Genomic DNA, 22,888 nt, shown 5'->3' with positions numbered 1-22,888 from the left:
TTATGAAACTGAACAAAATCATGCTGGCAGCGGCTCTGGCGTTTGGCGTTTCTTCTCTGGCGCATGCCGGCGATCAGGGGCATGGCAAAGTGACGTTTACCGGTTCCATTATTGATGCGCCTTGCTCCATTTCTCCTGAGACCGTGGACCAGACCGTGGATATGGGCCAGGTTTCCAACGTTGCGTTGAAAAATGGCGGCAAATCGGCGCCACGCCAGTTCGATATCAAACTGGAACAGTGCGACAACTCGACGCTGAAAACCGTCACGACCACCTTCGAAGGCAAAGCCTCTGCCGCCAACAAGGATCTGCTGGGCATCGTCGGCACCGCCAGCGGCGCCAGCATCGCCATCACCGACACCGCCAGCAATCCGATCAAGCTGGGCACCGCCACGGCTCCGCATAACCTGGGTGCCGGTACCAACACGCTGCGCTTTGCGGCTTACCTGCAGGGCGACGGCGCTTCCGCCAGCGTGGTTCCGGGTGATTTCACCGCCGTAGCCGACTTCAAGCTGGCTTACCAGTAAGCCTGCGCCATTGGCGTGACTTTTTGCATGCGGGGGTTCCCCGCATGCATTTTTCCAAGATGGAAGGGCAGTTGTCAGGAGGTTCAGTGCGCCGATTTATTCACCCTTTAGTGTCTCCTTGCATATTGATGGCCACGCTGATGAGCCCGGCCGTGTCGGCGGCGCCCAGCTCTCAAGGCTGGGGGCGCGTAAATATGCAAGGAGCCATTATTGATACCGCTTGCGCGATCGCCGCCGGCAGCCGCGAACAGACTATCGATATGGCCGTAATGCCGACGGGAAATATGATGCGTGACGGTTTGGGCAATACACATGCCTTCACCATTGAATTAATCAACTGCACGCTTGAGCGCCCGAAGCCGAATTTACCGGACTGGCGGCAGTTTCAGGTGGTTTTCGACGGTGATGCCGAGGGCGATTTATTCGGCGTGCACGGCGAAGCGAAAGGCATCGCGCTGCAAATATCCGATGGCCTGGGGAATATTGCCGCGCCAGGTCGGCCGTTGCCGCTTGGCGATATAACGCCAGGCAGCATGTCGCTTAATTATTCCATAAAGCTGGTTGCCAATAATCAACCGATGCGTGCAGGGAATTATTTTTCCGCCGTGCGTTTTAAGCTGGATTATTACTGAGCGCTGCGATTGCGGCGAGCCGCAACGCCAGAATTATACGATATAAGGTTAGGGATATGATGTTGTCGCCTGCTGGGAAGCTATTTCGTTTTCAGGTGCTGGGGTTATGTATCACGCTGGCGCTGGGAAGTTCATCAACGTGGGTATATGCCGAAGACGGTATTCAGTTTAATGCCGACATTTTGGACGTGAACGATCGCAAAAATATCGACCTAAGCCAATTTTCCCGCAGTGGATACATTATGCCGGGAAGTTACAGCATGGTGGTTCATCTCAATAAAAGCGAGTTACCCGAGCAGAAAATCCCTTTATATCCGCCGGACAACGAACCTGACGGCAGCCGCGCCTGCGTCGGCAAAGCGCTGGTCGATCAGCTGGGGCTGAAATCGGCGGCGATGCAAACGCTCACCTGGTGGCATCAGGGAGAGTGTCTGGATGAGTCCAGCCTGAAAGGGATGGTGTCGCGCGGCGATCTGGCGACGGGTGCGCTGTATTTAAGCGTGCCGCAGGCCTACCTGGAATACAGCTCGGAAGACTGGGATCCGCCGTCGCGTTGGGATGAAGGCATTCCGGGCCTGCTGTTCGATTACAACGTCAACGCCCAGAGCCGGCAGCAGCAGCAGGGCGGCACGCGGGGGTACAGCGTCAGCGGCAACGGCACCGCCGGCGCCAACCTCGGCGCCTGGCGCCTGCGCGCCGACTGGCAGGGGCAGGTGAACCATCAGACCGGCAGCGGGCAATCGACCGACAAACGGTTGGACTGGAGCCGTTACTACGCCTATAGGGCCGTTTCCGCGCTGCGCTCGCGCCTGACGTTGGGTGAGGATTATCTGGATTCGGGCATTTTCGACAGCTTCCGCTTCTCCGGCGTGAGCCTGGTGTCGGACGACAACATGCTGCCGCCTAACCTGCGCGGCTATGCGCCTGAGGTGGTCGGGGTCGCCAAAACCAACGCCAAGGTGACGATCAGCCAACAGGGGCGGGTGATCTATGAAACTCAGGTGGCGGCGGGGCCGTTTCGCATTCAGGACATCAACGACGCCATCAGCGGCGAACTGGACGTGCGGGTGGAGGAGCAGGATGGCAGCGTGCAGGCGTTCAAGGTCAACACCGCCAGTATTCCGTACCTGACGCGCCCCGGCTCGTGGCGCTTCAAGCTGGCCGCCGGCAAACCTTCGGACTGGCAGCACCATTCGCGCGGGCCGCTGTTCGGCACCGGCGAGTTCTCCTGGGGCGTCAGCAACGGGTGGTCGCTGTATGGCGGGGCGCTGCTGGGCGGCGACTATAACGCGCTGTCGCTGGGGATAGGCCGCGATCTGATGATGTTCGGTGCGCTGTCGTTCGACGCCACCCAGTCGCGGGCGCGGTTGCCGCAGCGGGATGAAACGCTGAGCGGCGGCTCTTATCGCGTGAGTTATTCGAAAACCTTCGACGAGCTGGACAGTCAGGTCACCTTCGCAGGCTATCGCTTCTCGGAGGAGGACTTCATGAGCATGGGCGAATACCTCGATGCGCGCTATTACGGCAGCCGGGTCGGCAACAACAAGGAGATGTACACCATCACCTTCAACAAGCAGTTCCGCGACTGGGGGCTGAGCAGCTATCTCAACTACAGCCACCAGACCTATTGGGATCGTCCGTCCAACGATCGTTACAACCTGACGCTGTCGCGCTATTTCGATCTCGGCGAGATAAAAAACCTGAATCTGTCGCTGTCGGCCTACCGCAACCGCTACAACGAAACCAACGACGACGGCGTGTACCTGTCGCTGTCGATGCCGTGGGGCAACGGCGCCACGCTCAGCTACAACAGCACGGTGAACCGCAACGACAACACGAACCGGGTGGGGTACTACCAGCGAGTCGATGAGCACAACAACTATCAGCTGAGTGCCGGCAGCTCGCGCCGCGGCGCCAACCTGAGCGGCTACTACAACCACGAGGGCGATGCGGCGCGCCTGAGCGCCAACGCCAGCTATCAGGAAGGACGCTACAGCGCCGTGGGGCTGTCCGCGCAGGGCGGCATGACGCTGACGCCGGAAGGCGGCGCGTTGCACCGCGTCGGCATGATTGGCGGCACGCGCCTGCTGCTGGACACCAACGGCGTGGCCGGGGTGCCGGTGCGCGGCTACGGCAGCACCGTCAGCACCAACCGCTTCGGCAAGGCGGTGGTGGCGGACGTCAACAGCTACTACCGCAACAAGGCCAGCATCGATCTGGACAAGCTGGGCGACAACGCCGAAGCCACCCGCTCGGTGGTACAGGCCACCCTGACCGAAGGCGCGATCGGCTACCGTCAGTTTGACGTCATCGCCGGCGAGAAGGCAATGGCGATCGTCAAACTGGCGGACGGCAGCACGCCGCCGTTCGGCGCCACGGTGCTGAACGCCCGTAAACAAGAAACCGGCATCGTCAACGACGGCGGCAGCGTCTACCTGAGCGGCATCAACGCCGGCGAGATCATGACGCTTCACTGGAGCGGCGCGGCGCAGTGTCAGGTGCAGCTGCCTGCCACGCTGCCGGCCGACATGCTCACGCGTACGCTGCTGCTGCCTTGCCGGCCGATCGCCGCGGCGCCGGCGGAGCCGGTTGAATAAATTCATCATCCTGAATTTGGAGTTATCGACAACATGCAAACTTTTTCTCTGAAAACCACGGCGGCGCTCGTGCTGCTGGGCGCCACGGTGTCGCAGCACGCGCAGGCGGCGATCGCGCTCGACCGCACCCGGGTGATCTTCGACGGCGGCCAGAACTCGGTCAGCCTCAATCTCAGCAACCAGAACAAACAGCTGCCGTACCTGGCGCAGGGCTGGCTGGAGGACGAGCAGGGCAACAAGATCCAGAGCCCGCTGGTGGTGTTGCCGCCGGTGCAGCGCATCGAGCCGGGCAAACCGAGCCAGATCAAGATCCAGGCGCTGCCGGCGGCCAAACAGCTGCCGCAGGACCGCGAGACGCTGTACTACTTCAACCTGCGCGAGATCCCGCCGAAGAGCAACAAGCCCAATACGCTGCAGATCGCGCTGCAGACGCGCATCAAGCTGTTCTACCGCCCGGCGGCTATCGTGCCGAGCCGTACCGACATGGCGACGCCGTGGCAGGAGCAGCTGACGCTGACGCGGCAAGGAGAGCGTTACCAGGTCAATAACCCGACGCCGTACTACATCACCATCGTCGATGCGGGCAGCAAAAAGGGCGGCGAGGGCGTGAAGGGGTTTGAGCCTTTCATGATCGCGCCGAAAAGCCAGGCGAGCCTGACCGTCGGCGCAGCGGCGCTGGGCGGCAGCCCGGTGCTGACCTACATCAACGATTACGGTGGCCGGCCGCAGCTGATCTTCAACTGCAGCGGCACGAGCTGCAAGGTGGTGCCGGAGAAACGGACGGCTTCATAACCCGCGCTGTGAGCCATTCAGGGGTAAAGGATGAAACGAGAACGGAAAAAAATCGGCGCAGGCGCGTTGCTGCTGGCGCTCAGTCTGGGCGTGATAGCGATGCCGCCGGCGCAGGCCGACGAGGTGGACAACTGGCAGGTAGAGGGCGCCAATGGCGTGCTGCAGGTGTATGGCGCGCTGACGGAGAGCGCCTGCCGGTTGGAGATGACCAGCGCGCGGCAGGACATCTGGCTGGGTGAGACCGGCACCGCACGGTTGCGGCAGGTCGGCGATCGCGGGCAGCCGGTGGCGTTCGAACTGCGCTTGCAGGATTGTCTGCGCACCCCGGGCGGCCAGCGTGATGCGCGCACCGGCGCGTTGACCTGGGCGCCGAATCAGCCGGCGGTGACGGTCAGCTTCGGCTCGACGGCGGACAGCGACAACCCGCAGCTGGTGAAAGCGCAGGGTACCACCGGGCTGGGGCTGCGCCTGCTGGACGGCCGCGGCCGCGACGTTCGTCTGGGCAGCCGCGGGCAACCGCTGCTGTTGACGCCGGGGCAAGATGCATTGAGCTACAGCGTGACGCCGGAGCGAACCGCGGCGCCGCTGATGGCCGGCGCGTATCGGGCGACGGTGGATTTTAGGCTGAGTTATGACTGAGGCGAGGCGATGGCACAGAAGATAACAGCGTTCTGGCTGGCGGGGATGCTGGCGCTGGGCCAACTGCCGGCGCAGGCGACCACGGTGAACGTGCGGGTCACCGTGCTTTCGCCCCCCTGCATCATCAACGGCGGGCGCCCGATTGAGGTGGACTTTGGCGATGAGGTGATGACCACCCGCATCGACGGCGCCAATTATCGGCGGGCGGTGAATTACACGCTGACGTGCAGCGGGCAGAGCAGCAACGGGCTCAAGCTGCAGGTGCAGGGGGCGGCGAGCGGTTTCGACGGCCAGCTGCTGCGCACCAGCAAGGACGGGCTAGGCATTGCGCTGCTGAACGGCGGCCGCCGCTGGCCGGTCAATCAATGGCTGAGCTTTACCTATCCGGCCGCGCCGACGCTTGAGGCGGTGCCGGTGAAATCGGCTTCCGCCAGGCTGACGGCGGGCGAGTTCACCGCCGGCGCCACCATGAAGGTGGATTACCAGTAACGCGGGAGCGAGAGCATGAAACAACGTTTTACGGCGAGCGTGCTGCTGTGCGCCGCGATGGCGTGCCCTTTCGCCTGGGCGGAAAAAACGGTCGACATGCAGTTTCGCGGCACGCTGATCGCGCCGCCGCCCTGCACCCTTAACGACGACGGGATCATCGACGTGGACTTCGGCGATCGCGTCGGCATCAACAAGGTTGATGGCGTGAACTACCGACAAACCATCGGCTACCGCATTCGCTGCGAACCGGGGATCGGCAAATGGGACATGTTGCTGAGCCTGACCGGCACCGCCGCGACGTTCGACGAAGCGGCGGTGCAAACCAATCGGCGCGCTCTGGGGATCCGCATTTACCAGAACGCCCAACCGTTCAAAGTGGGCAGCGCACTGCCCGTCGATCCCGCCAAACCGCCGTTGCTGGAAGCGGTGCCGGTCGGCAAACCGGGCGAAGCTTTGACGGAAGGCACATTCGAGGCCGCGGCGACGCTGCGGGCCGACTACCAATGAACAAGGAGGCGCGCGTGAAGACAATACAAGCCCGCCGCCGGCCAGGCGGCCACGGAGCCATCGGCCTGCTGTTGCTGACGCTGGGCGTGAACGGCGCAGCGCACGCGGTGGACAACCTGCGCATGCACGGAGCGCTGGTGGCGGAGCCTTGCGTCATCCTGCCGGGCGACGAAGATATCGAGCTGGATTTCGGCACGCTGGTCGACAAATACCTGTACCTGAACCAGCGCACGCAGGGGCAACCGTTCGAGCTGCGGCTGACGGAGTGCGATCTCAGCCTGGGCAAGACGGTCTCGATCACCTTCAAAGGCACGGAGAATGCGCAGCTGCCGGGGCTTCTGGCACTGGCGGCGAGCAGCCAGGCGCGCGGGATCGCCATCGGCATGGAGACGCCGCAGGGGCAGCCGTTACCGCTCAACAGCGCCGGCGGCAAGTACCCGTTGCAGAACGGCAGCACGGATATCGGCGTGCAGGCTTATGTGCGCGGCGAACCGGAAGCGATCGCGAAGCGAACCATCGGTCGCGGCGCTTTCAGCGCCATTGCGACTTTCAGTCTGGATTACCAATGAGCGCCGGGCTCCGGCACCACAGAATAAGGATATGACGCGATGCAGCGTGTTCACTTCAGATGGATGTACTTACTGCTTGGCCTGCTGCCGGGGCTGTGCTCGGCGCAAATATACTCGTACGTGACCAAGAGCACCGGCTCCCCCAGCAACGCGTCCTATGAATTTGTGCTCGAAAGCTGGGATACGGACGATTCGTCGCCCAATCCCTGTTACCAGCAAAGTATGTGCGCGGTGGGGATCAACCACCGCCACACCAGTGCCAATACCGGCGGCAGTACGGCGGTGACACCGTCGACCTCTATCGTCGGCTCAGGGCGCTACCCACAGATCACCCAATTGAGGACGATGGGCGAACTCAGCCGCTTCTACCAAAACATCTATCCGTTGCCGATTGTCGGCGCGACTTCTCATGTGGGGGACGCTATCACTCAGGAGTGTGTCGGGCTGTTTTATACCACCAGTTCCTCTTCCGTTGTTCAGGGGGCCAGTGCGAGATTGATGCCGAGCAGCGTTTGCGGCATCGTGCCACCGCCGGTCGGGGTGTGCGGCATCGATGAGCAACAGCTCGATCTGAACCACGGGGTGTTGCCGGATACCGAACTGGTGGGCAACACGGCGCGTGGCAGCCTGCGCGTGGTTTGCTCGCAGAAGATGAACATCGTCATGTATATCCGCGTCGGCAGCAATGGCCGCCTGGATCTGGGGAACTCCGGCGTTTACAGCACGCTACGCATCAATGGCGCTCTGGGCAACCTGGGTTACCAGTTCACTGCGGATACGCGCGGGGTTACGGTGCCAATCACTTCCACGCTCGGCGTGACCGGAACGGTCAAGGCCGGCGATTACTCGGGCCAATCGGTCGCCATTCTGGCGCTGCCGTAGCCGCATTACCCGCGCCGCGCGCCGTCGCGATACCGCGTTATGTCGTTGAGCCGCCCGCCATCGGGGGGATGACTCACGCTCGGCGGCGGCCGGGAAGGATTATTTCAAAGGGAGCGTGCCGATGGAAAGCACCATCACTCTGGCGTTTATCGATAATGACCGTTTCTTTATTGAAGGATTGCAGCGGCTGCTGCTGGCGTATTTCTCGCGCTGCGGCATGCGGGTTCAGCTGCTGGACGCCGCACAGGCGCATCGGGCGGATATGGTGTTCCAGTCCGTGGAGCGAGACTGGCAGGCGCGTTTCTGCCTGCGTTCAGTGAGCGGCAGCCGACCGATCAACTTTGCGCTGCGTGAGCCGGGCGATATTCGCTGGCGCGATAAGCCGCGTTGCATCAGCGAAACGGGGGTGATCTTCCGCAATGACTCGCCGGACAGCGTAGTCAGACAGCTGGACCTGGCGCTGGCGGCGCGGGCGCAAAGCGGGGCAGCGCACCGCTGCCATTGGTGCGAACGGCAGCGCATTACCCGCCGCGAGCAGGACGTGATGCGCTATCTGGCCTGTGAATTGCCGCAGACCACCATTGCGCGCAACCTGCACCTGAGCGTGAAAACCGTTAGCAACCACAAACAGGCGGCGATGAGAAAACTGGGTTTCAAACGCAACGCGGATCTCTACCACTGGCTGCGAATGGGCGGGTTGAAAACCGTAGAGCGGCCGCGAGGGTGACGGCGCGGCTCAGGCGCCAGACCTACGCCTGAGCCGCTGCGGCGTCAATACAGCAGGGTCATCGCGCTGAAGAACAACAGCGTCAACACGATGATGATGACGTTCTGGGTGGCTTTGCGCACCAGCTTGCCGGCGCTCAGACGGCTGTCGATGACGTAGAGCAGCGGCACCATCAGCAGCACGTAGGCAAACATCAGCATGGCGGTAAAAGGCTGCACATTCATTCCGGCGGCTCCTGTGGGTCATCTTGGCCGATCAGGTGCACCAGCACGGCCTCTGTTTGATGGGGAAGCCCGACAAAGGGCGAATGGACGGGGGGAGCCGGCTCGAACGGCAGGCCGGCGCGCCGCGTCTTCACCGCCGCTTGCAGGATCTTCTTTTGGTGTCTTTGCGTGTGGTCGACCATGCGCCTCCGAATAGGGCCGCCCGCAGGCGGCCAACTGCCATATTGCCCATTAAGGTGGAGAAGGATTGCGGGCCACTGCCGGGGCCACGCATTCATAATATTGCGAATGATAATTATTATCAATAATGAAAATGAAAAAATTAAGGGTATTGCGGGCGGCGCATCAGGCGGGGCGTAAAAAGAAAAAGCACGCCTTGCGGCGTGCTTTGCAGGGTATTACCGGTGGCGGTTACTTCTGATCGGGCAGCGCGTAAGCGACCACATAGTCGCCCAGCTTGGTGCCGAAGGAACCGTGGCCGCCGGCGAAGATCAGGACGTACTGCTTACCGTTGACCTCATAGGTCATCGGCGTCGCCTGGCCGCCGGCCGGCAAGCGTGCTTCCCACAGTTTCTCACCGTTGGTCACGCTGAAGGCGCGCAGGTAGTTGTCTGCGGTGGCGCCGATGAAGAACACGTTACCGGCGGTGGTCACCGGGCCGCCCAGCATCGGCATGCCCATTTTGAACGGCAGTGGCAGCGGGGAGCTGTCGCGCACGGTGCCGATGCGTTTTTTCCACACGATGTCGTTGGTTTTCAGATCAACGGCGGAAATGTAACCCCAGGCCGGCTGTTTGCACGGCAGGCCGAACGGTGACAGGAACGGATTCAGCGTGACGCCGAACGGCACGCCATACTGCGGCTGGATACCGGTTTCGGTACCGCTGCCGCCCTTGTCGCCTTCCGGCGGCTCAATCGGGTTGCCTGGGCCGCGCGGGATCAGTTTGGACACGAACGGCAGCGCGATTGGGTTGGCGATGGCGATTTCGCGATCGGTATCGACGGCCAGGCCGCCCCACTCGAACATGCCGAGGTTACCCGGGAACACCAGCGTGCCCTGCTCGGAAGGCGGGGTGAAGGTGCCTTCATAACGCAGGCTGTGGAACATCACGCGGCAGACCAGCTGGTCATAGATGGTCGCGCCCCACATGTCTGCACCGGTCAGTTTCTTCTCAGGGCGGAAGGTCAGCTCGGAGAACGGCTGGGTCGGTGACAGGCGATCGCCTTTGGCCGGCCCCTGCGGTACCGGTTTCTCCGGCGCCGGCACCACCAGTTCGCCGTTGGTGCGGTTCAGCACGAAGATGTTGCCGGTTTTGGTCGGCACATAGATGACCGGCACTTTTTTACCGCTCTTGTCGGTAATGTCCGCCAGGGTCGGCTGCGCCGGCACGTCCATGTCCCACAGGTCATGGTGGACCGTCTGATAGAACCAGGCCAGCTTGCCGGTGGAGGCGTTCAGCGCCAACAGGCCGCTGGCGTAGCGCTCCATTTCCGGGGTGCGGTTGCCGCCCCAGATGTCCGGCGTGGCGACGCCCATCGGCAGATAGACGATATCCAGCTTGGCGTCATAGGCGGCCGGTGCCCAGGAGTTCGGCGAGTTCGGCACGAAGTGATGCTCGTCCGCCGGAATGGCGTTCGGATCTTTCGCGCCCGGATCGAAGGCCCACAGCAGCTTGCCGCTGTTGACGTCGAAGCCGCGGATCACGCCGGAAGGCTCGCGGGTGGAGTAGTTGTCGGTCACGGCGCCGGCGACGACGATCACTATATCGGTGATCACCGGCGGCGAAGTCGGCTCGTAGTGGCCCGGCGTCGCATACGGCATGTTGCTCTGCAGGTTCAGTTCGCCGTTGTTGGCGAAGTCCGGGCACGGTTTGCCGGTTTCGGCGTCCAGCGCGAACAGGCGGCCGTCGTTGACCGGCAGAATGATGCGGCGTGCGCACATCGCCGGTGCTGCGTTGCCGGCAGCGTCTGCGGCGGCAGCGGTTTCGTGGTAAGACACGCCACGGCAGGTGATGTGCTGGAAGGTCGGGTTGTACTTCAGCTGCGGATCAAACTTCCATTTTTCTTTACCGGTGGCGGCATCCAGCGCAAACAGCTTCTGGTGCGGCGTACACATGTAAAGGGTATCGCGGATCTTGATCGGCGTGACTTCGTTGGTGATTTCACCCGGATCGTTGGCGGTCTTCAGATCGCCGGTCTGGAAACGCCAAACCTCTTGCAGCTGGCCAACGTTTTTGTCGTTGATCTGGCTCAGCGGCGAGTAACGGGTGCCTTCCTGGGTGCGGCCATAGGCCGGCCAGTCGGCGCCGGTGGTGTCTTTAGGCTGTACCTGCGCGGCGTCGAGGGTGCCGTTGATCTCTTGCGGATCGTTGAACACGGCATAGGCCAGCGCAATGACGGTGATGACCAGCGCTGCGCTCAGCGCACCGTAGGCGAACTTGCCGTTGGCCACCAGCTTACGGTAGATAAACGGCAATACCAGCCACAGGCCGAAGAAGAAGGTGACGTCCAGACGCGGCGTCAACGCCCAGAAGTCCGGGCCGACTTCCCACAAGGCCCAAACGGTGGTGCCCAACAGGAACACGGCATACAGCAGCAGCGCAGTGGCGCGGCGGCGGAACAGCAGCCAAGAGGTCGCCAGCAGCACCAGCCCGGCGATGATGTAATACAGCGAACCGCCCAACTTGGCCAGCCAAATGCCGCCGCCGAGCAGATAAAGCCCGCTCAGGGCGGCAAACAGCGCCGTTATGACGATAAGCGGCGATAGTGACGCTTTATTTTGCATAGCAATACCCTTACCAAAAATGAAAGTCCCCGATTTAGAGATTAAGCCAAATCGGTAAAAACACGCGGTTTCTCCCTAATATTTCAGCGGGAAGCCGCTAGGGTGACGTAAAACCCATCCCGTCTTTTAACCTTAAGGTGCTTTGCCTTATTCAAAGCGGTAAGACAAGGTGGCGCCGCCACCCCAGTTGCGACCCGGCGCCGGCTCGAAATAGCGGCCGTTGCCTTCGTTGACGATCACCGAACCGACGTAACGGCGATCGAACACGTTATCTACCCGGCTGAACACGTCCAGCGCCCAGCGGTTCCAGGTAAAGCGATAGCCGGCGTTTACGCCGGCCACGGTGTAAGAGGGGGCCTGCGCGCTGTTGGCGTCGTTGGCCTGAATGTCGCTCATGTAGCGCAGCTCCGCGCCGGCGTGCCAGCCTTCCGGCGGCGCAAAGGCCAGCGAAGCGTAGCCCATGTTGCGCGCGATGCCCGGCAGGCGATTGCCGGCGGGAATGGTCTGGGCCGGGGTACAAACGGCTTTGCCGCACATATCGCTGCGGTAGGTGGCGTCCAGCAGCGTCCAGGCCATATGCAGGCGCCAGTCCAGCGCAAACTCTTGATCCAGCGCCAGCTCCAGGCCGCGCCGCCGGGTTTTGCCGGCGTTGGCATAGCTGGTGCGTCCGCCGCTGCTTTCCGCCACCACCAGCTCGTTATCGGTATCGGTCTGGAACAGGGCCGCGCTCACCAGGCCGTTGCCGAGGCGCAGTTTGCTGCCCAGTTCGACGGTATCGCTGGTGGAAGGCTGTAGGCCGATGTTGAGGCCTGACTGGCCGTCGGGACGGTAGGAGAGCTCGTTGATGGTGGGGGTTTCAAAGCCGCGGCCGGCGGAGAGATAAACGTTCCACGCCGGATTGATCTTGTAGTTGAGCGAGCCCATCGGCAGCCACTGGTGGTAGCGTTTGCTGCCGCTGTCGTCGCCGTTGCGCGGCGTGATGTAGTAGTCGGTCGAGTCGAAGCTGACCGTGCTGTAGCGCAGGCCGGCGTCCAGCGTCCAGTGCGGCGTCAGTTGCCAGGAGGTTTGCAGGTAAGGATCCAGGTTCCAGATGCGGTTCTTCTCGTTGCGCCGCTGGTCGCCTTTCTCGCCGTAGTCCACTGTGCCGTCTCGCAGAATAAAGTTTTCGAACCCCTGGCGGCGTTCGGTCATGGTTTCATAATCCAGACCACCGATCAGTGTTACCGGTAACGATGCGAGAGTATCCTCATGCTTCCAGCGAGTGTCAATGCCCTGATATTTTCTTTCCAGCACGATCACCCCGCCGGCGTGGGTGGGGTTGAGCTGCGGCCCCATCGGGATTGATTGGTATTGCGTGGTGTGGCGCTCGCCGTGGTAGGCGGTCAGGGTCAGTTCATCGCGCTCGCTCATCTGGCGTTGATAGCGCAGGCCGGCCTGGGTCTGGTCGAGCGATTTGCGGGTGTTGTATTGATCCGCGCGCGGCGCCTGGCGCGGGTTGGCCTTCCATTCCGCCTCGGTCAGGCCGCCCGGATCGCCGGCGTCAATCGAGACGCTGTTGAACATCAGCGTCAGGGTGCTGACGTCGTCCAGCCGCACGCCGAGCTTGCCGTTGCCGAGGTTTTTCAGCGCGGCGCTGTGATCGCGGTAGCCCTGGGTGGTAAAGCGGGTGCCGGAGATGGCGTAGTTGACGTCGCCGGCCTGGGTACCGTCGCCGGTGGCGCCGGTCGCTTTCACCCCGTAGCGCCATGTGTTGTCACTGCCGAAATAGCCGCCGGCTTCCAGCGTCGGCGGCTGGGTGCCGGTTATCGTATCAACATTGATAACCCCGCCCGAGGCGTTGCCGTACAGCGCGGAATAAGGGCCGCGCAGCACCTCGATGCGTTCGACGGAATTGATGTCGATATTGGAGGTTTGCCCCTGGCCGTCGGGCATGGTGGCGGGAATGCCGTCGACGTACATGCGCACCCCGCGCACGCCGAACATCGAACGGCTGCCGAACCCGCGTATCGACATCTGCAGATCCTGCGCATAGTTTTGCCGATTTTGGATCTGCAGGCCCGGCACGCTGCCGAGGTTTTCCGACAGGTTAATCTGCGGCGCGGCGTTGCGCAGGGTTTCGCCGTCGATCACGCTAACGGAGACCGGCGACCCCAGCTCGGTCAATCCGGTGGGTTGCGCCATCACCACCAGGGTGTCGCTGTCTTTTTGCTCCGCCGCCAGGGCCGAGCCGATACAGATCGGCTGCAGCAATAACAGGGTTGCCGGGGTCAAGGCGGGACGTTTTTTATTCATCAGATAATTCTGCCAATAATGCTGAAAGAGTTGCCCGCAAAGGGGCGAAAATAGCCATTTTTGACTCCCTGTACTGGCATTCAATGGGAAGGAAACTGCATCCTGCAAAGAGTATAGGATATTCCGACATCGTGCGCTTTGGAATAGCGCAGCAGAAAGAGGTGTGTTTTTAATTAAGAAAATTCTCTATTCAATAGTGATTTGCCGGGCGTTTTTAAATTACCCTTACTTATCTTAAATATAATCCTATTTGTTTTTTTAATTTGTTTATTTCATTTATTTTATTAATGAATGCAATGTGGTTAATCCATTGATGGAAAATCAAAATCAATCCTAATTAATTGTTTTTTATGATTTTTATTTATTTGTATTTTTGTGGCTTTATTTTTTATAAAAATAAAATAATATTCGCACTTATGTTTTTAGTTTTTCAGCTAACAGCTCAATCGCATAACGGCCACGCTATTTATTTAATGCATAAGTAGTGGTTGATATATTTTTGGAATATATTAAAAGGGAATTGCTTTATGAACGTGCTCATCGCTTCACCCTATACCCACACGTTTTGGAATGAGTACGTGCTCAATCCACACTCCTGCGAGTACAACCTGGTGCTGGATCAGACGATTGAGGGAGAGCTGGACGTCGGACGATTGCGCGCGGCGATCGACGGGGTTTGCCGGGACTATATTCTGTTTCACCACGTTTTGGATGACAGTTCCTCGCCACTGCGCTGGGTAAAGACGGCGAAAAAAATTGCGTTGGAAACGCTCGATGCCGATTGTGATATCGGTAAGTTAATCAACACGCCGTTCGATCTCCGGGAAGGGCCGCTGTGCCGCTTCTACCTGATTGAGCTGGCCCCTCAGCGCTATAACCTGATCATTGTCGTTCATCACATCCTGATCGACGGCCTGTCGGGGCAGGAGTTCTACAGCGCCGTTTCCGCCTATTACAATCGCGGCGCGGCGGTGGCGCCGCTGCAGGCGGATGAAACGGACATCTGCACATTGTACGAGCGTTATGAGGCGGATGTCGCGACGTTGAAGCACGAGTTCGGCTCTGCGTCATTCTGGGGTAACCTGCTGGCTGAATGCGCTCCGCGCGTGGCGTTGCCTTATCTTCCCGGCGCAGCCCCCGAAGCGCCTGGCGCCGGTGAAGTGCGCTTTAGGTTACCGTTCGCCGAGTGGCAGGCGCTGAAATCCGGCGTCAGGTATGCCAATCCTTTCCTGATATTCAAAACGCTGTGGGCGTTGCTGATCGCCCGGCAATCCGCGCAGGAAACGGTGCATATCGGTTATCCCGTCGCGCCGGAGGGCGGCGAGGCGCTGTGCTTCGGCGCACAGGTCAATACCGCCGTGTTCCCCTTGACCCTCGCCCCGGGGGCCACGTTCAATCAGCTGTACCGCGCGACGCTGGCCTACAGCAAAGCGCTCAAGGCGGCAGGCAAGCTGCGGCACAGCCAGTTGCCGGTTTATGACATGCTGAGCCTCAGCCCGGTGCGTCAGCTGAACGTCAACTTTACCCAGGCTTACCTGAAAGATGCGCCGCTGGCGCTCGACGGTTGTCGCATCGGCGTCAATCATCGCTTCAACGTCGATCTGGCCGGTTCGGAACTGCTGCTGGAGTACCAGCCTACCGAGCAGGCCTTTGAGTTTCGCCTGCGCTACCGCCCCGATCTGTTCGACGCGACCCAAATGACGGAGATGGCGGAGCAGTATCTCTGGCTGTTGCAGCGCGCGTTAACCGAACCGGACGCGCCGATTGCCGCTTGGCCGCAGCTGACGGCGCAGCAGGTTTTACGCTGCCGCGACGGCTGGGAGAGCGGGCCGGTAACGGCCGATGCGGAAGCGACGCTGCTCGAGGGCGTGGCCAGACAGGCGCACCGTCACCCGGATCGCGTCGCCGTGACCGATGCCAAAGGATCGCTCAGCTACCGCCAGCTGGCGCAGCGCAGCGATCGTCTGGCGCGGCGGCTGCGGGCGGAGTATCAACGGCTGTGCGGCGTGGCCATGCCGCCGGAGACGCTGATCCCGCTGTATCTGCAGCGCAGCGCGGAGGCGGTGGTGGCGATGCTGGCCATCATGAAGGCAGGCGGTGCCTATGTGCCGCTGGATCCCGCCGCGCCGGCGCAGCGGCTGGATTATATCCTGCAAGAGGTCAACAGCCCGATCGTCTTGACCGAAAACGCGTTGCAGGCTGCGGCGCAGCGATTGGCGCCGGGCGGTTTTTGCCTGTCGGCGGATGAACCGCTCGCCGACGTGGATGCCGCAGCCTTGCCGAGTGTGGACGCCCGGCAGTTGGCCTACGTGATTTACACCTCCGGCACTTCCGGGCGGCCAAAAGGCACGCTGTGCGAACACCGGGGCGCGGCCAATATGGTGCGGGGCCACACGCAGCGTTTGCTGCGCAATGAGCCGGATGCGCTCAACTGCCTGCAGTTCGCGTCGCTGGCATTTGACGCGCACGTCTTCGAAGTGTTCGTGGCCCTGGACAACGGCTACCGGCTGTTCATCGCGAGCGAAGCGCAGCGACGGGATCCGGCGCAGTTGTGCGAACAGATGGCGGCCTGGGGCATCGAGGCCTGCTTCCTGCCGCCGGCGCTGCTTGGCACCTTCCCTGAACTACCGGCTTCGGTGCGCTATCTCGCGACCGGCGGTGAGGCGACCGCGCAGGAAGCGCTCGACCATTACCTGGCCAGCGGCATGCAGGTCGCCAACATGTATGGCCCGACCGAAGCCTCGGTCAGCGCTAGCCTGAACATCTATCGCCGCAACGGCGCGCGCAATATCGGCCACGCTATCGCCAATATGCGTTGTTATGTGATTGACGAGAAAGATAATTTGTTACCGTTGGGCGTAGAAGGCGAGCTGTGCCTGGCCGGCGTGGGGTTGGCGCGGGGATACCTGAACCTGCCGGCGCTGACGGCGTCCACGTTCGTCGCCAACCCATTTGAACTGCGGGAACCGTACCGGCGCCTGTATCGCACCGGTGACAGAGTGCGGCGCTTGGCCGACGGCGGTCTGGAGTATCTCGGGCGGCACGATCAGCAAATCAAGATCAACGGCTATCGCATCGAATTGGGCGAAATAGAAATGCAGCTGCGTGCGCTGCCTGAGGTGGCCGAGGCGGTGGTGAGTCTGCGTCCCGGCACTACGGACCAGCTGGCGGCTTGGTATGTGCCGCAAGCTGGCGCGGAGCCGGAGGCCGGCGACATCTTGCAACGCCTGGCGGCGCAGCTGCCGCACTACATGTTGCCTTCGGCGATGCGGGCGCTGGCGGCGCTGCCGCTGACGGTGAGCCGCAAGATCGATTACCGGGCATTGCCGGAACCGCTGCCGGTCGAGCCGCAAACGGCGTTTCGCCGGCCGGGCACGCCGCTGGAGACCCGTCTGTCGGCGCTGTTCAACCGGCTGCTGGGGGGCGATGTTGGCGTGGACGACAACTTCTTCCGCCTCGGCGGCAACTCCATTATGGCCATCAGGCTGTGCCACGAAGTGAATAAACTGCCGGGGGCAAAGATCTCGGTACTGACGTTGAATCAGCATCCGACGGTGGCCGCATTGAGCGAGCACATCGCCGCCCAACGGCAGGCGCCGCCGGATGAGCTGCCGATCCTCTCCGGCGGGCTGCGGGAGGCGCCGCTGTCGCTTCAGCAGTCGCGGCTGTGGTTTGTTCAGCAACTGTCGGTGAATGCCACGCATTATCTGTCGCCGGTGCTGCTGCGGCTGCCGCCGGATGTCGATGACGAACGCTTTGCGGCGTGTCTGCAGGCGATCGTCGAGCGCCACCAGATCTTGCGCAGCCTGATCCGCCAGAATGACCGGGGCGAAGCCAGTCAGTGGGTCAGCGACACCGTGCTGCCGGTACCTTTGCTGACGCTGAGTGCCGATGAATTTGACGCTGCGCTGGCGCAAGCCTGCAGCCAGCCGATGGATTTGACGCGCGAGCTGCCGCTGCGCGCCACGCGCTACCGTTACCGCGATGCGGCGGAGCGGGAAACGACCGTTTGCCTGTTGGTGTTCCATCACATCGTCTTTGACGGCTGGTCGCTTGAGGTGCTGCTGCAGGAATTGGACGCGCGCTATCGCGGGACGTGGCGTGAGGCGACAGAGCCGGCGTTGCAATACCTCGACTATGCGTGCTGGCAACAAGCGCCGGAAAATGTGCAGCGCCGGGCGGACGAATTGGCCTTTTGGCGGCAAGCGCTGGCAGGTTGCCAGCAACTCGATCTGCCGTTGGACTTTTTGCGGCCGGCGGTCTTCGACGAGCGCGGTGACAACAGCGAAGTACCGTTGCCGGCGGCGCTGGTGAAGGCGCTGGATGCGCTGGCACGCAGAGAGGGGGTGACGCTGCATGCGGTGATGCTGGCGGGGTTCATGCTGCTGTTGTCCCGCTACAGCGGCCAGAACGATGTCATGGTCGGTACGCCGCTGGCGAACCGCAACCGCCCCGAACTGGAGAATCTGATTGGGTTCTTCGTCAATACGCTGCCTTTACGCCGGCGGCTCGATCCGCGTCATCGCGTCGCCGAGTTTGTGCGGCAGGTGGCGGCCACGACGCTGCAGGCGCAGCAGCATCAGACGCTGTCGCTGGAAGCGCTGGTGGACGATCTGGCGCTGCCGCGCGATTTTTCTCGCCATCCGCTGTTCCAGGTCATGTTCGCGCTGGAGAGCGAGGGCGGCGCGCAGGCGCGCCCGGACTGGCTGTCGGTGGTCGATCTGAGCGCTTATGAGCGCACCGCCAAGTTCGACCTGACGCTCACGCTGACGCCGCAGGGCGAGCAGATGCGTGCGCGCTTCAACTTCGCTTCGGCGTTGTTCAGCAAGGCGTCGATGGATCGGCTGGCCGGTTACTATCTCGCCGTATTGCAGCAGATGGCTCACCACGACGACTGGCCGCTGGAAAACATCCGCTTGCAACCGCAAAGCCAGGCGCTACCGGCCGGATCCCCCTTCGGCTATGCGTTTGAACGCAGCCTGCAACAGGATTTCGTGCAGCATGCGCGGCGCAGTCCGCAGGCGGTGGCGGTTGTCGACGAGCAGGGGGAGATGACTTACGGTGAGCTGCACGAGGCGGCGTTGACGCTGGCCACTCAGCTGCGCGTGCAAGGACGGGTGACCGGCGACGCCATCGCCGTCATCGCCGACAAAGGGCGCCGGCAGCCGGTAGCCCTGCTGGCGGCGCTGATGTGCGGTAAGGCGTTCTTGCCGATGGAGGCGGCATGGCCACCGCAGCGGCGGCTGAAAGTGATGGCGCAGGCCGGCATCAATACGCTGCTCAGCGATGCGCCCTGGGCCTGCGCCGAGATCAACCTGATCGAACTGAATGCCGCAGGGCTGGCGGCGCAGCTGCCGCTGCCGGAACAGCGCCTGCCGGCGCTGGATGCCGGGCCTGACAGCCTGGCCTATATCATTTTCACCTCAGGATCGACCGGCACACCGAAGGGCGTGGCGATCGAACATCGCAGCGCGGTGAACATGCTGGAGGGCGTGCGGCGGTATTTCGGCCTCAACGAGCGGGATCGCAGCCTGGCCCTCAGCGCGTTGAGCTTCGATCTGGCGATCTTCGACATTTTCAGCCCGCTGAGCGCCGGCGGTGCGGTCGTGATGCCGGCCGAGCGGGACAGGAGCAATCCGCAGGCCTGGTATCAATTGATGATGGCCCATCGGGTGACGCAATGGCTGAGCGCACCGGCGCTGATGGAGCTGTTGCTGGATTACGTGAACGGCGCGGGGTTAACGGCAGGGCCGGCACCGGCGCTGCGGGCGGTGATGGTGGGGGGCGATTGGATCGCCACCTCGCTGCCGGAACGCTGCCTGGCCTGGGCGCCGCACGGCCGTTTTTGCAGCGCCGGCGGCGCGACGGAGGCGGCGATCTTCACCATGCTGTACGAGGTCCCGCGCGGTCAGAACATTCGGTCGGTCAGCATTCCTTACGGCAAACCGTTGCCGCACCAGCGTTGCTATATCCTGGACGCCGGGCGACGGCCCGCCGCGCCGGGGGTGCGAGGGGAAATCTATCTGGCGGGTGAGGGCCTGGCGCGCGGGTATTACGGCGATCCGCAACGCACCGCCGAGAGTTTTTTCTGGCATGACGAGCTGCAGGAGCGGGTGTACCGCACCGGCGACGCGGGCCGATGGCTGGAGGATGGCAACGTGGAGTTCATGGGGCGCCTCGATCAGCAGATCAAGCTGAACGGCTATCGCATCGAGCTGGGGGAGATAGAACATGCGGTGCTCACCTATCCGGGCGTGACCGCCTGTTGCTGCGTGCTCGTCACGCAACCGCAGCCCTGCCTGGCCGCGTACTACGTTGCCGATGAGACGATCGCCCCCCAGGCGCTGGCTCAGCACTTGAGCAGCCAACTGCCTCCGTACATGGTGCCGCAGGCGCTGATGCAGCTGGCGCAGCTGCCGCTGACCGAAAACGGCAAGATAGCCCGACAGGCCTTGCCGCAGCCGGAAAGGGCGGTGCGTGAGTTCGTCGCGGCGCAGGGCGAATGGGAGAACGCCTGTCTGGCGGTGTGGCGCGATTTGCTGCAGCGGCAGGATATCGGCGTGGAGGACAACTTCTTCTCGCTGGGGGGCAACTCTCTTCTGGCTATTCAGGCCTGTTATCAGATCGGCCGGCGGCTGGCGCGTGAGGTAACGCTGAGCGAGTTGGGGCGGTTCCCGACGATCCGTTCGCTGTGTCGCGCGTTGCAGCAACAGGAGCAGGGCGCCGCGCCGGTGTCGATCCCGCCGCTGCGGCAACGCGAGTATCCGCTCTCTTCTTCACAGCTGCAGCTGTGGTTTATCGAGAATCTGAACGGCGGCGGCAATCTTTACCATGTGCCGATGCTGTTCCGTCTCGGCGACGAGGTGTGTCTGGCGGCTTACGAGCGCAGTTTACAGGCGGTCGTCGCCCGGCATCAGGTTTTACACAGCCTGATTGTCCAGATGCCATCCCAAAGCGCCGTATCCCGAGCCTGTGAACTGACGCTTTCGCTGGAGCGCGTGACGTTGGAGGCGGCGCACTGGCCGGACAGGCTGCGGCAGGATATCGACCGGCCGTTCGCGCTGGGGGCGGAATTGCCGATCAGGGCGGCCGTTTACCGGGTGGCGCAGCCGGATGGCGGGTGGGTGAATTACAGCCTGATTCTGGTGCATCACCTGGCGTTTGACGGCTGGTCGCAGCCGGTGCTGCTGCAGGAGCTGGACGTGCTGTATCAGGCGCAGCGGCAAGGGCGAGAGGCCGGGCTGGCGGCGTTGCCGTTGCACTATGGCGACTATGCCGTCTGGCAGCGGCGCTGGCTGGATTCCGTTCAGGCGGATGAGGCGAAAGCCTATTGGCGCCAAGCCCTGGCGGGGTGGCAGGCGCTGGAAATGCCGCTCGATTTCGTGCGGCCGGCTCGCTTCGATCATCGTGGCGCCAACCACGTCATCGCGCTGCCGGAGGCGCTGGTGGTGCAGGCGGCGCAGTTCGCCCGGCAGCAGGGCGTCACGCCGTTTGCGCTGTATCTTGCGGCCTTTAATTTGCTGCTCGGTTACTTCAGCGGCCAGCAAGACATTCTGGTCGGTACGCCGGTTGCCAACCGACCGGCGGCAGAGACCCGCTCAGCGATCGGATTCTTCGTCAACACGCTGCCGCTGCGCTCGCAAATAGACGATGCGGCGTCGCTGAACGATTATGTGCATCGCGTCTTTGACGGCGTGCTGCAGGCGCAGCGGTATCAGAATTTGCCGTTGGATCAGCTGATCGAACTGCTGCAGGTGCCGCGCGATCTGTCGCGCCATCCGCTGTTCCAGGCGCTGTTCGCGCTGGAGGAGGCGGGGGCCGCGCCGGCCTGGCTGGCGCCGCAGGATCTGCTGGCGCACTACCTGGCGGCCAAATTCGATTTGACGCTGAGCATCCAGTCGGCGCCGCAGGGCGGGCGGGCGATCTTCAACTATGCCACCGCCTTGTTTGCACCGGCTACGCTGGCGCTGCTGGGGGAGTATTATCTGACGATCCTCACGCAGATCGTCAATCACGGGGAGCAGCGCGTCAGCCAGTTGGCGCTGATCTCGGAGAGTGAAATGGCGCGGCAGCGCGCCTTCCATCAATCCTGTCCGCCGGCCTACGATTTCGAACGCGCCATCCATCATGACTTCATCCGCCAGGCTGAGCGCGATCCGCAGCGGGTGGCAATCGTCGATGAATGGGGCGAGCTGAGCTACGGTGAGCTGTATCGGCGGGCGCTGACGCTGTCGTTGCAGCTGCGTGAGCACGCGGACATGCGCGCCGAGACCATCGCAGTGATGGTGGACAAAGGGCGGGCGCAGATCATTGCGGTGCTGGCGATTCTGATGGCCGGCAAGGCCTATTTGCCGCTGGACGGCGCCTGGCCGGAACGCCGCCGCCTCGATATCGTCGCGCAGTCGCAGACCCGGGTGATTTTGAGCAGCCGGGAGTGGGGGGCCAGCGGCGAGGCCAGGCTGTTGACGATCGATCCGCAGGGAGCCGTCATGGAGTTGCCGCCGGCTCCGCCGGGCGAGGCTGTTTTGCCGGCACCTTCCGCGCTGGCCTATGTGATCTTCACCTCCGGCTCTACCGGCGCGCCGAAAGGGGTGGCGATAGAACATCGCGGCGCGGTGAACAGCATCATCGATACGTTGCACCAGCTGGAACTCGGCGCGGACGATCGCGGGTTGGCGCTCAGCGCGTTGAGTTTCGACATTTCGGTGTTCGATATTTTCGGCCTGCTGTCGGTGGGGGGCGCCATAGTGATGCCGTCCGAAACCGAACGCTACCAGCCTGAGGCCTGGCATCGGCTGTTGATGACCCAGGGCGTAACCTTCTGGAATTCCGCGCCTTCAGTGATGACGCTGCTGGTGGAGCAGTTGGAGTCCGCCGCGTCGCAGGCGTAGTGGCCGCAGCTGCGCAATGTGGTGCTGGTGGGCGAGGTGATCTCCCGCCAACTGCCGGCGCGTATTCGCCAATGGCGGCCAGGGTGCCGGATCGTCAGCGCCGGGGGCGCGACCGAGAGCTCCATTTGGTCGATCCTGTACGACATCCCGGAAACGCCGATCCTGGCGCCCAGCGTGCCTTACGGCCAGGCGATGGCGCATCAGCGCTTTTACGTGCTGGATCGCCATCAGCGCGTACTGCCGCCTTGCTTGCCGGGAGAGCAATACATCGGTGGGGCCGGCGTGGCGCGCGGCTATTACCGCAATCCGTCGCTGACCGAAGAGAAGTTCATCTAC

The 22,888-nt window shown here is 62.4% G+C and carries 14 protein-coding genes and 1 pseudogene; 11 read left to right on the top strand and 4 right to left on the bottom strand.

The genetic code is table 11. The annotated features are described in order from the left end of the window. The first annotated feature begins 2 nt into the window (after nucleotides 1-2). The 10 genes from AC4PR2_RS01830 (at nucleotide 3) to AC4PR2_RS01785 (ending at nucleotide 8,361) form a co-directional block, all read left to right on the top strand. The gene (locus AC4PR2_RS01830; RefSeq protein WP_060420481.1) at nucleotides 3-527 is read left to right on the top strand and encodes a fimbrial protein; all 525 of its coding nucleotides are present in this window, start codon (nucleotides 3-5) and stop codon (nucleotides 525-527) included. Between the two features lie 128 nt (nucleotides 528-655). Then, nucleotides 656-1,159, top strand: coding sequence for a fimbrial protein (locus AC4PR2_RS01825; RefSeq protein WP_100396941.1), 504 nt, complete (start codon nucleotides 656-658; stop codon nucleotides 1,157-1,159). Nucleotides 1,160-1,215: 56 nt separating this feature from the next. Beyond that, nucleotides 1,216-3,756 (top strand): outer membrane usher protein, encoded by a 2,541-nt coding sequence (locus tag AC4PR2_RS01820; RefSeq protein WP_492174850.1) that lies wholly within the window; start codon nucleotides 1,216-1,218, stop codon nucleotides 3,754-3,756. 33 nt (nucleotides 3,757-3,789) lie between these two features. After that, nucleotides 3,790-4,548, top strand: a complete 759-nt coding sequence (locus AC4PR2_RS01815) for a fimbria/pilus periplasmic chaperone (RefSeq protein WP_141959637.1) — start codon at nucleotides 3,790-3,792, stop codon at nucleotides 4,546-4,548. A 30-nt stretch (nucleotides 4,549-4,578) separates the two neighbouring features. After that, a complete protein-coding gene (locus AC4PR2_RS01810; RefSeq protein WP_060420492.1) occupies nucleotides 4,579-5,187 on the top strand; it encodes a fimbrial protein in 609 nt (202 codons plus the stop codon). Between the two features lie 9 nt (nucleotides 5,188-5,196). Further along, a complete protein-coding gene (locus tag AC4PR2_RS01805) occupies nucleotides 5,197-5,676 on the top strand; it encodes a fimbrial protein (protein ID WP_337046622.1) in 480 nt (159 codons plus the stop codon). 15 nt (nucleotides 5,677-5,691) lie between these two features. Further along, entirely contained in the window at nucleotides 5,692-6,183 is a 492-nt protein-coding gene (locus AC4PR2_RS01800) for a fimbrial protein (RefSeq protein ID WP_443014412.1), read from the top strand. A gap of 14 nt (nucleotides 6,184-6,197) precedes the next feature. Further along, nucleotides 6,198-6,752, top strand: coding sequence for a fimbrial protein (locus AC4PR2_RS01795; protein WP_492174849.1), 555 nt, complete (start codon nucleotides 6,198-6,200; stop codon nucleotides 6,750-6,752). A gap of 39 nt (nucleotides 6,753-6,791) precedes the next feature. After that, nucleotides 6,792-7,634: an MrpH family fimbial adhesin gene (locus tag AC4PR2_RS01790; protein ID WP_492174848.1), complete on the top strand. Its 843-nt coding sequence runs from the start codon at nucleotides 6,792-6,794 to the stop codon at nucleotides 7,632-7,634. A 121-nt stretch (nucleotides 7,635-7,755) separates the two neighbouring features. Then, nucleotides 7,756-8,361, top strand: a complete 606-nt coding sequence (locus AC4PR2_RS01785; protein ID WP_084827590.1) for a helix-turn-helix transcriptional regulator — start codon at nucleotides 7,756-7,758, stop codon at nucleotides 8,359-8,361. A 44-nt stretch (nucleotides 8,362-8,405) separates the two neighbouring features. Here AC4PR2_RS01785 and AC4PR2_RS01780 read toward each other — a convergent pair whose 3' ends face one another. The 4 genes from AC4PR2_RS01780 to pqqU all read right to left on the bottom strand — a co-directional run bounded on the left by AC4PR2_RS01780 (nucleotide 8,406) and on the right by pqqU (nucleotide 13,661). Then, nucleotides 8,406-8,585 carry a hypothetical protein gene (locus tag AC4PR2_RS01780; protein ID WP_164268045.1) on the bottom strand — a complete coding sequence of 60 codons (180 nt, stop codon included), beginning with the start codon at nucleotides 8,583-8,585 and terminating at the stop codon, nucleotides 8,406-8,408. Next, nucleotides 8,582-8,767: a hypothetical protein gene (locus tag AC4PR2_RS01775; RefSeq protein WP_038872209.1), complete on the bottom strand. Its 186-nt coding sequence runs from the start codon at nucleotides 8,765-8,767 to the stop codon at nucleotides 8,582-8,584. The genes AC4PR2_RS01780 and AC4PR2_RS01775 overlap by 4 nt, the downstream gene beginning before the upstream one ends. A gap of 229 nt (nucleotides 8,768-8,996) precedes the next feature. Further along, nucleotides 8,997-11,369, bottom strand: a complete 2,373-nt coding sequence (locus AC4PR2_RS01770) for a glucose/quinate/shikimate family membrane-bound PQQ-dependent dehydrogenase (RefSeq protein WP_492174847.1) — start codon at nucleotides 11,367-11,369, stop codon at nucleotides 8,997-8,999. Nucleotides 11,370-11,516: 147 nt separating this feature from the next. Beyond that, complete coding sequence (gene pqqU, locus AC4PR2_RS01765) at nucleotides 11,517-13,661, bottom strand: TonB-dependent receptor PqqU (protein ID WP_492174846.1); 2,145 nt, start codon at nucleotides 13,659-13,661, stop codon at nucleotides 11,517-11,519. A 527-nt stretch (nucleotides 13,662-14,188) separates the two neighbouring features. Here pqqU and AC4PR2_RS01760 point away from each other — a divergent pair. Then, nucleotides 14,189-22,840, top strand: a pseudogene (locus tag AC4PR2_RS01760) (non-ribosomal peptide synthetase); the annotation flags it as partial. Between the last annotated feature and the right edge of the window lie 48 nt (nucleotides 22,841-22,888).

It is taken from the genome of Serratia sp. A07 (assembly GCF_058725505.1).
The sequence above is the reverse complement of the archived record's forward strand: the minus strand, read 5'-3'. Positions and strand labels throughout refer to the sequence as shown.

Excerpts from the sequence above, each read along its gene's own strand:
- AC4PR2_RS01785 (WP_084827590.1), top strand. The coding sequence starts at position 7,756 with ATGGAAAGCACCATCACTCTGGCGTTTATCGATAATGACCGTTTCTTT.
- AC4PR2_RS01810 (WP_060420492.1), top strand. The coding sequence starts at position 4,579 with ATGAAACGAGAACGGAAAAAAATCGGCGCAGGCGCGTTGCTGCTGGCG.
- AC4PR2_RS01775 (WP_038872209.1), bottom strand. The coding sequence starts at position 8,767 with ATGGTCGACCACACGCAAAGACACCAAAAGAAGATCCTGCAAGCGGCG.
- AC4PR2_RS01820 (WP_492174850.1), top strand. The coding sequence starts at position 1,216 with ATGATGTTGTCGCCTGCTGGGAAGCTATTTCGTTTTCAGGTGCTGGGG.
- AC4PR2_RS01780 (WP_164268045.1), bottom strand. The coding sequence starts at position 8,585 with ATGAATGTGCAGCCTTTTACCGCCATGCTGATGTTTGCCTACGTGCTG.
- AC4PR2_RS01790 (WP_492174848.1), top strand. The coding sequence starts at position 6,792 with ATGCAGCGTGTTCACTTCAGATGGATGTACTTACTGCTTGGCCTGCTG.
- pqqU (WP_492174846.1), bottom strand. The coding sequence starts at position 13,661 with ATGAATAAAAAACGTCCCGCCTTGACCCCGGCAACCCTGTTATTGCTG.
- AC4PR2_RS01770 (WP_492174847.1), bottom strand. The coding sequence starts at position 11,369 with ATGCAAAATAAAGCGTCACTATCGCCGCTTATCGTCATAACGGCGCTG.
- AC4PR2_RS01815 (WP_141959637.1), top strand. The coding sequence starts at position 3,790 with ATGCAAACTTTTTCTCTGAAAACCACGGCGGCGCTCGTGCTGCTGGGC.
- AC4PR2_RS01805 (WP_337046622.1), top strand. The coding sequence starts at position 5,197 with ATGGCACAGAAGATAACAGCGTTCTGGCTGGCGGGGATGCTGGCGCTG.
- AC4PR2_RS01830 (WP_060420481.1), top strand. The coding sequence starts at position 3 with ATGAAACTGAACAAAATCATGCTGGCAGCGGCTCTGGCGTTTGGCGTT.
- AC4PR2_RS01800 (WP_443014412.1), top strand. The coding sequence starts at position 5,692 with ATGAAACAACGTTTTACGGCGAGCGTGCTGCTGTGCGCCGCGATGGCG.
- AC4PR2_RS01825 (WP_100396941.1), top strand. The coding sequence starts at position 656 with ATGGCCACGCTGATGAGCCCGGCCGTGTCGGCGGCGCCCAGCTCTCAA.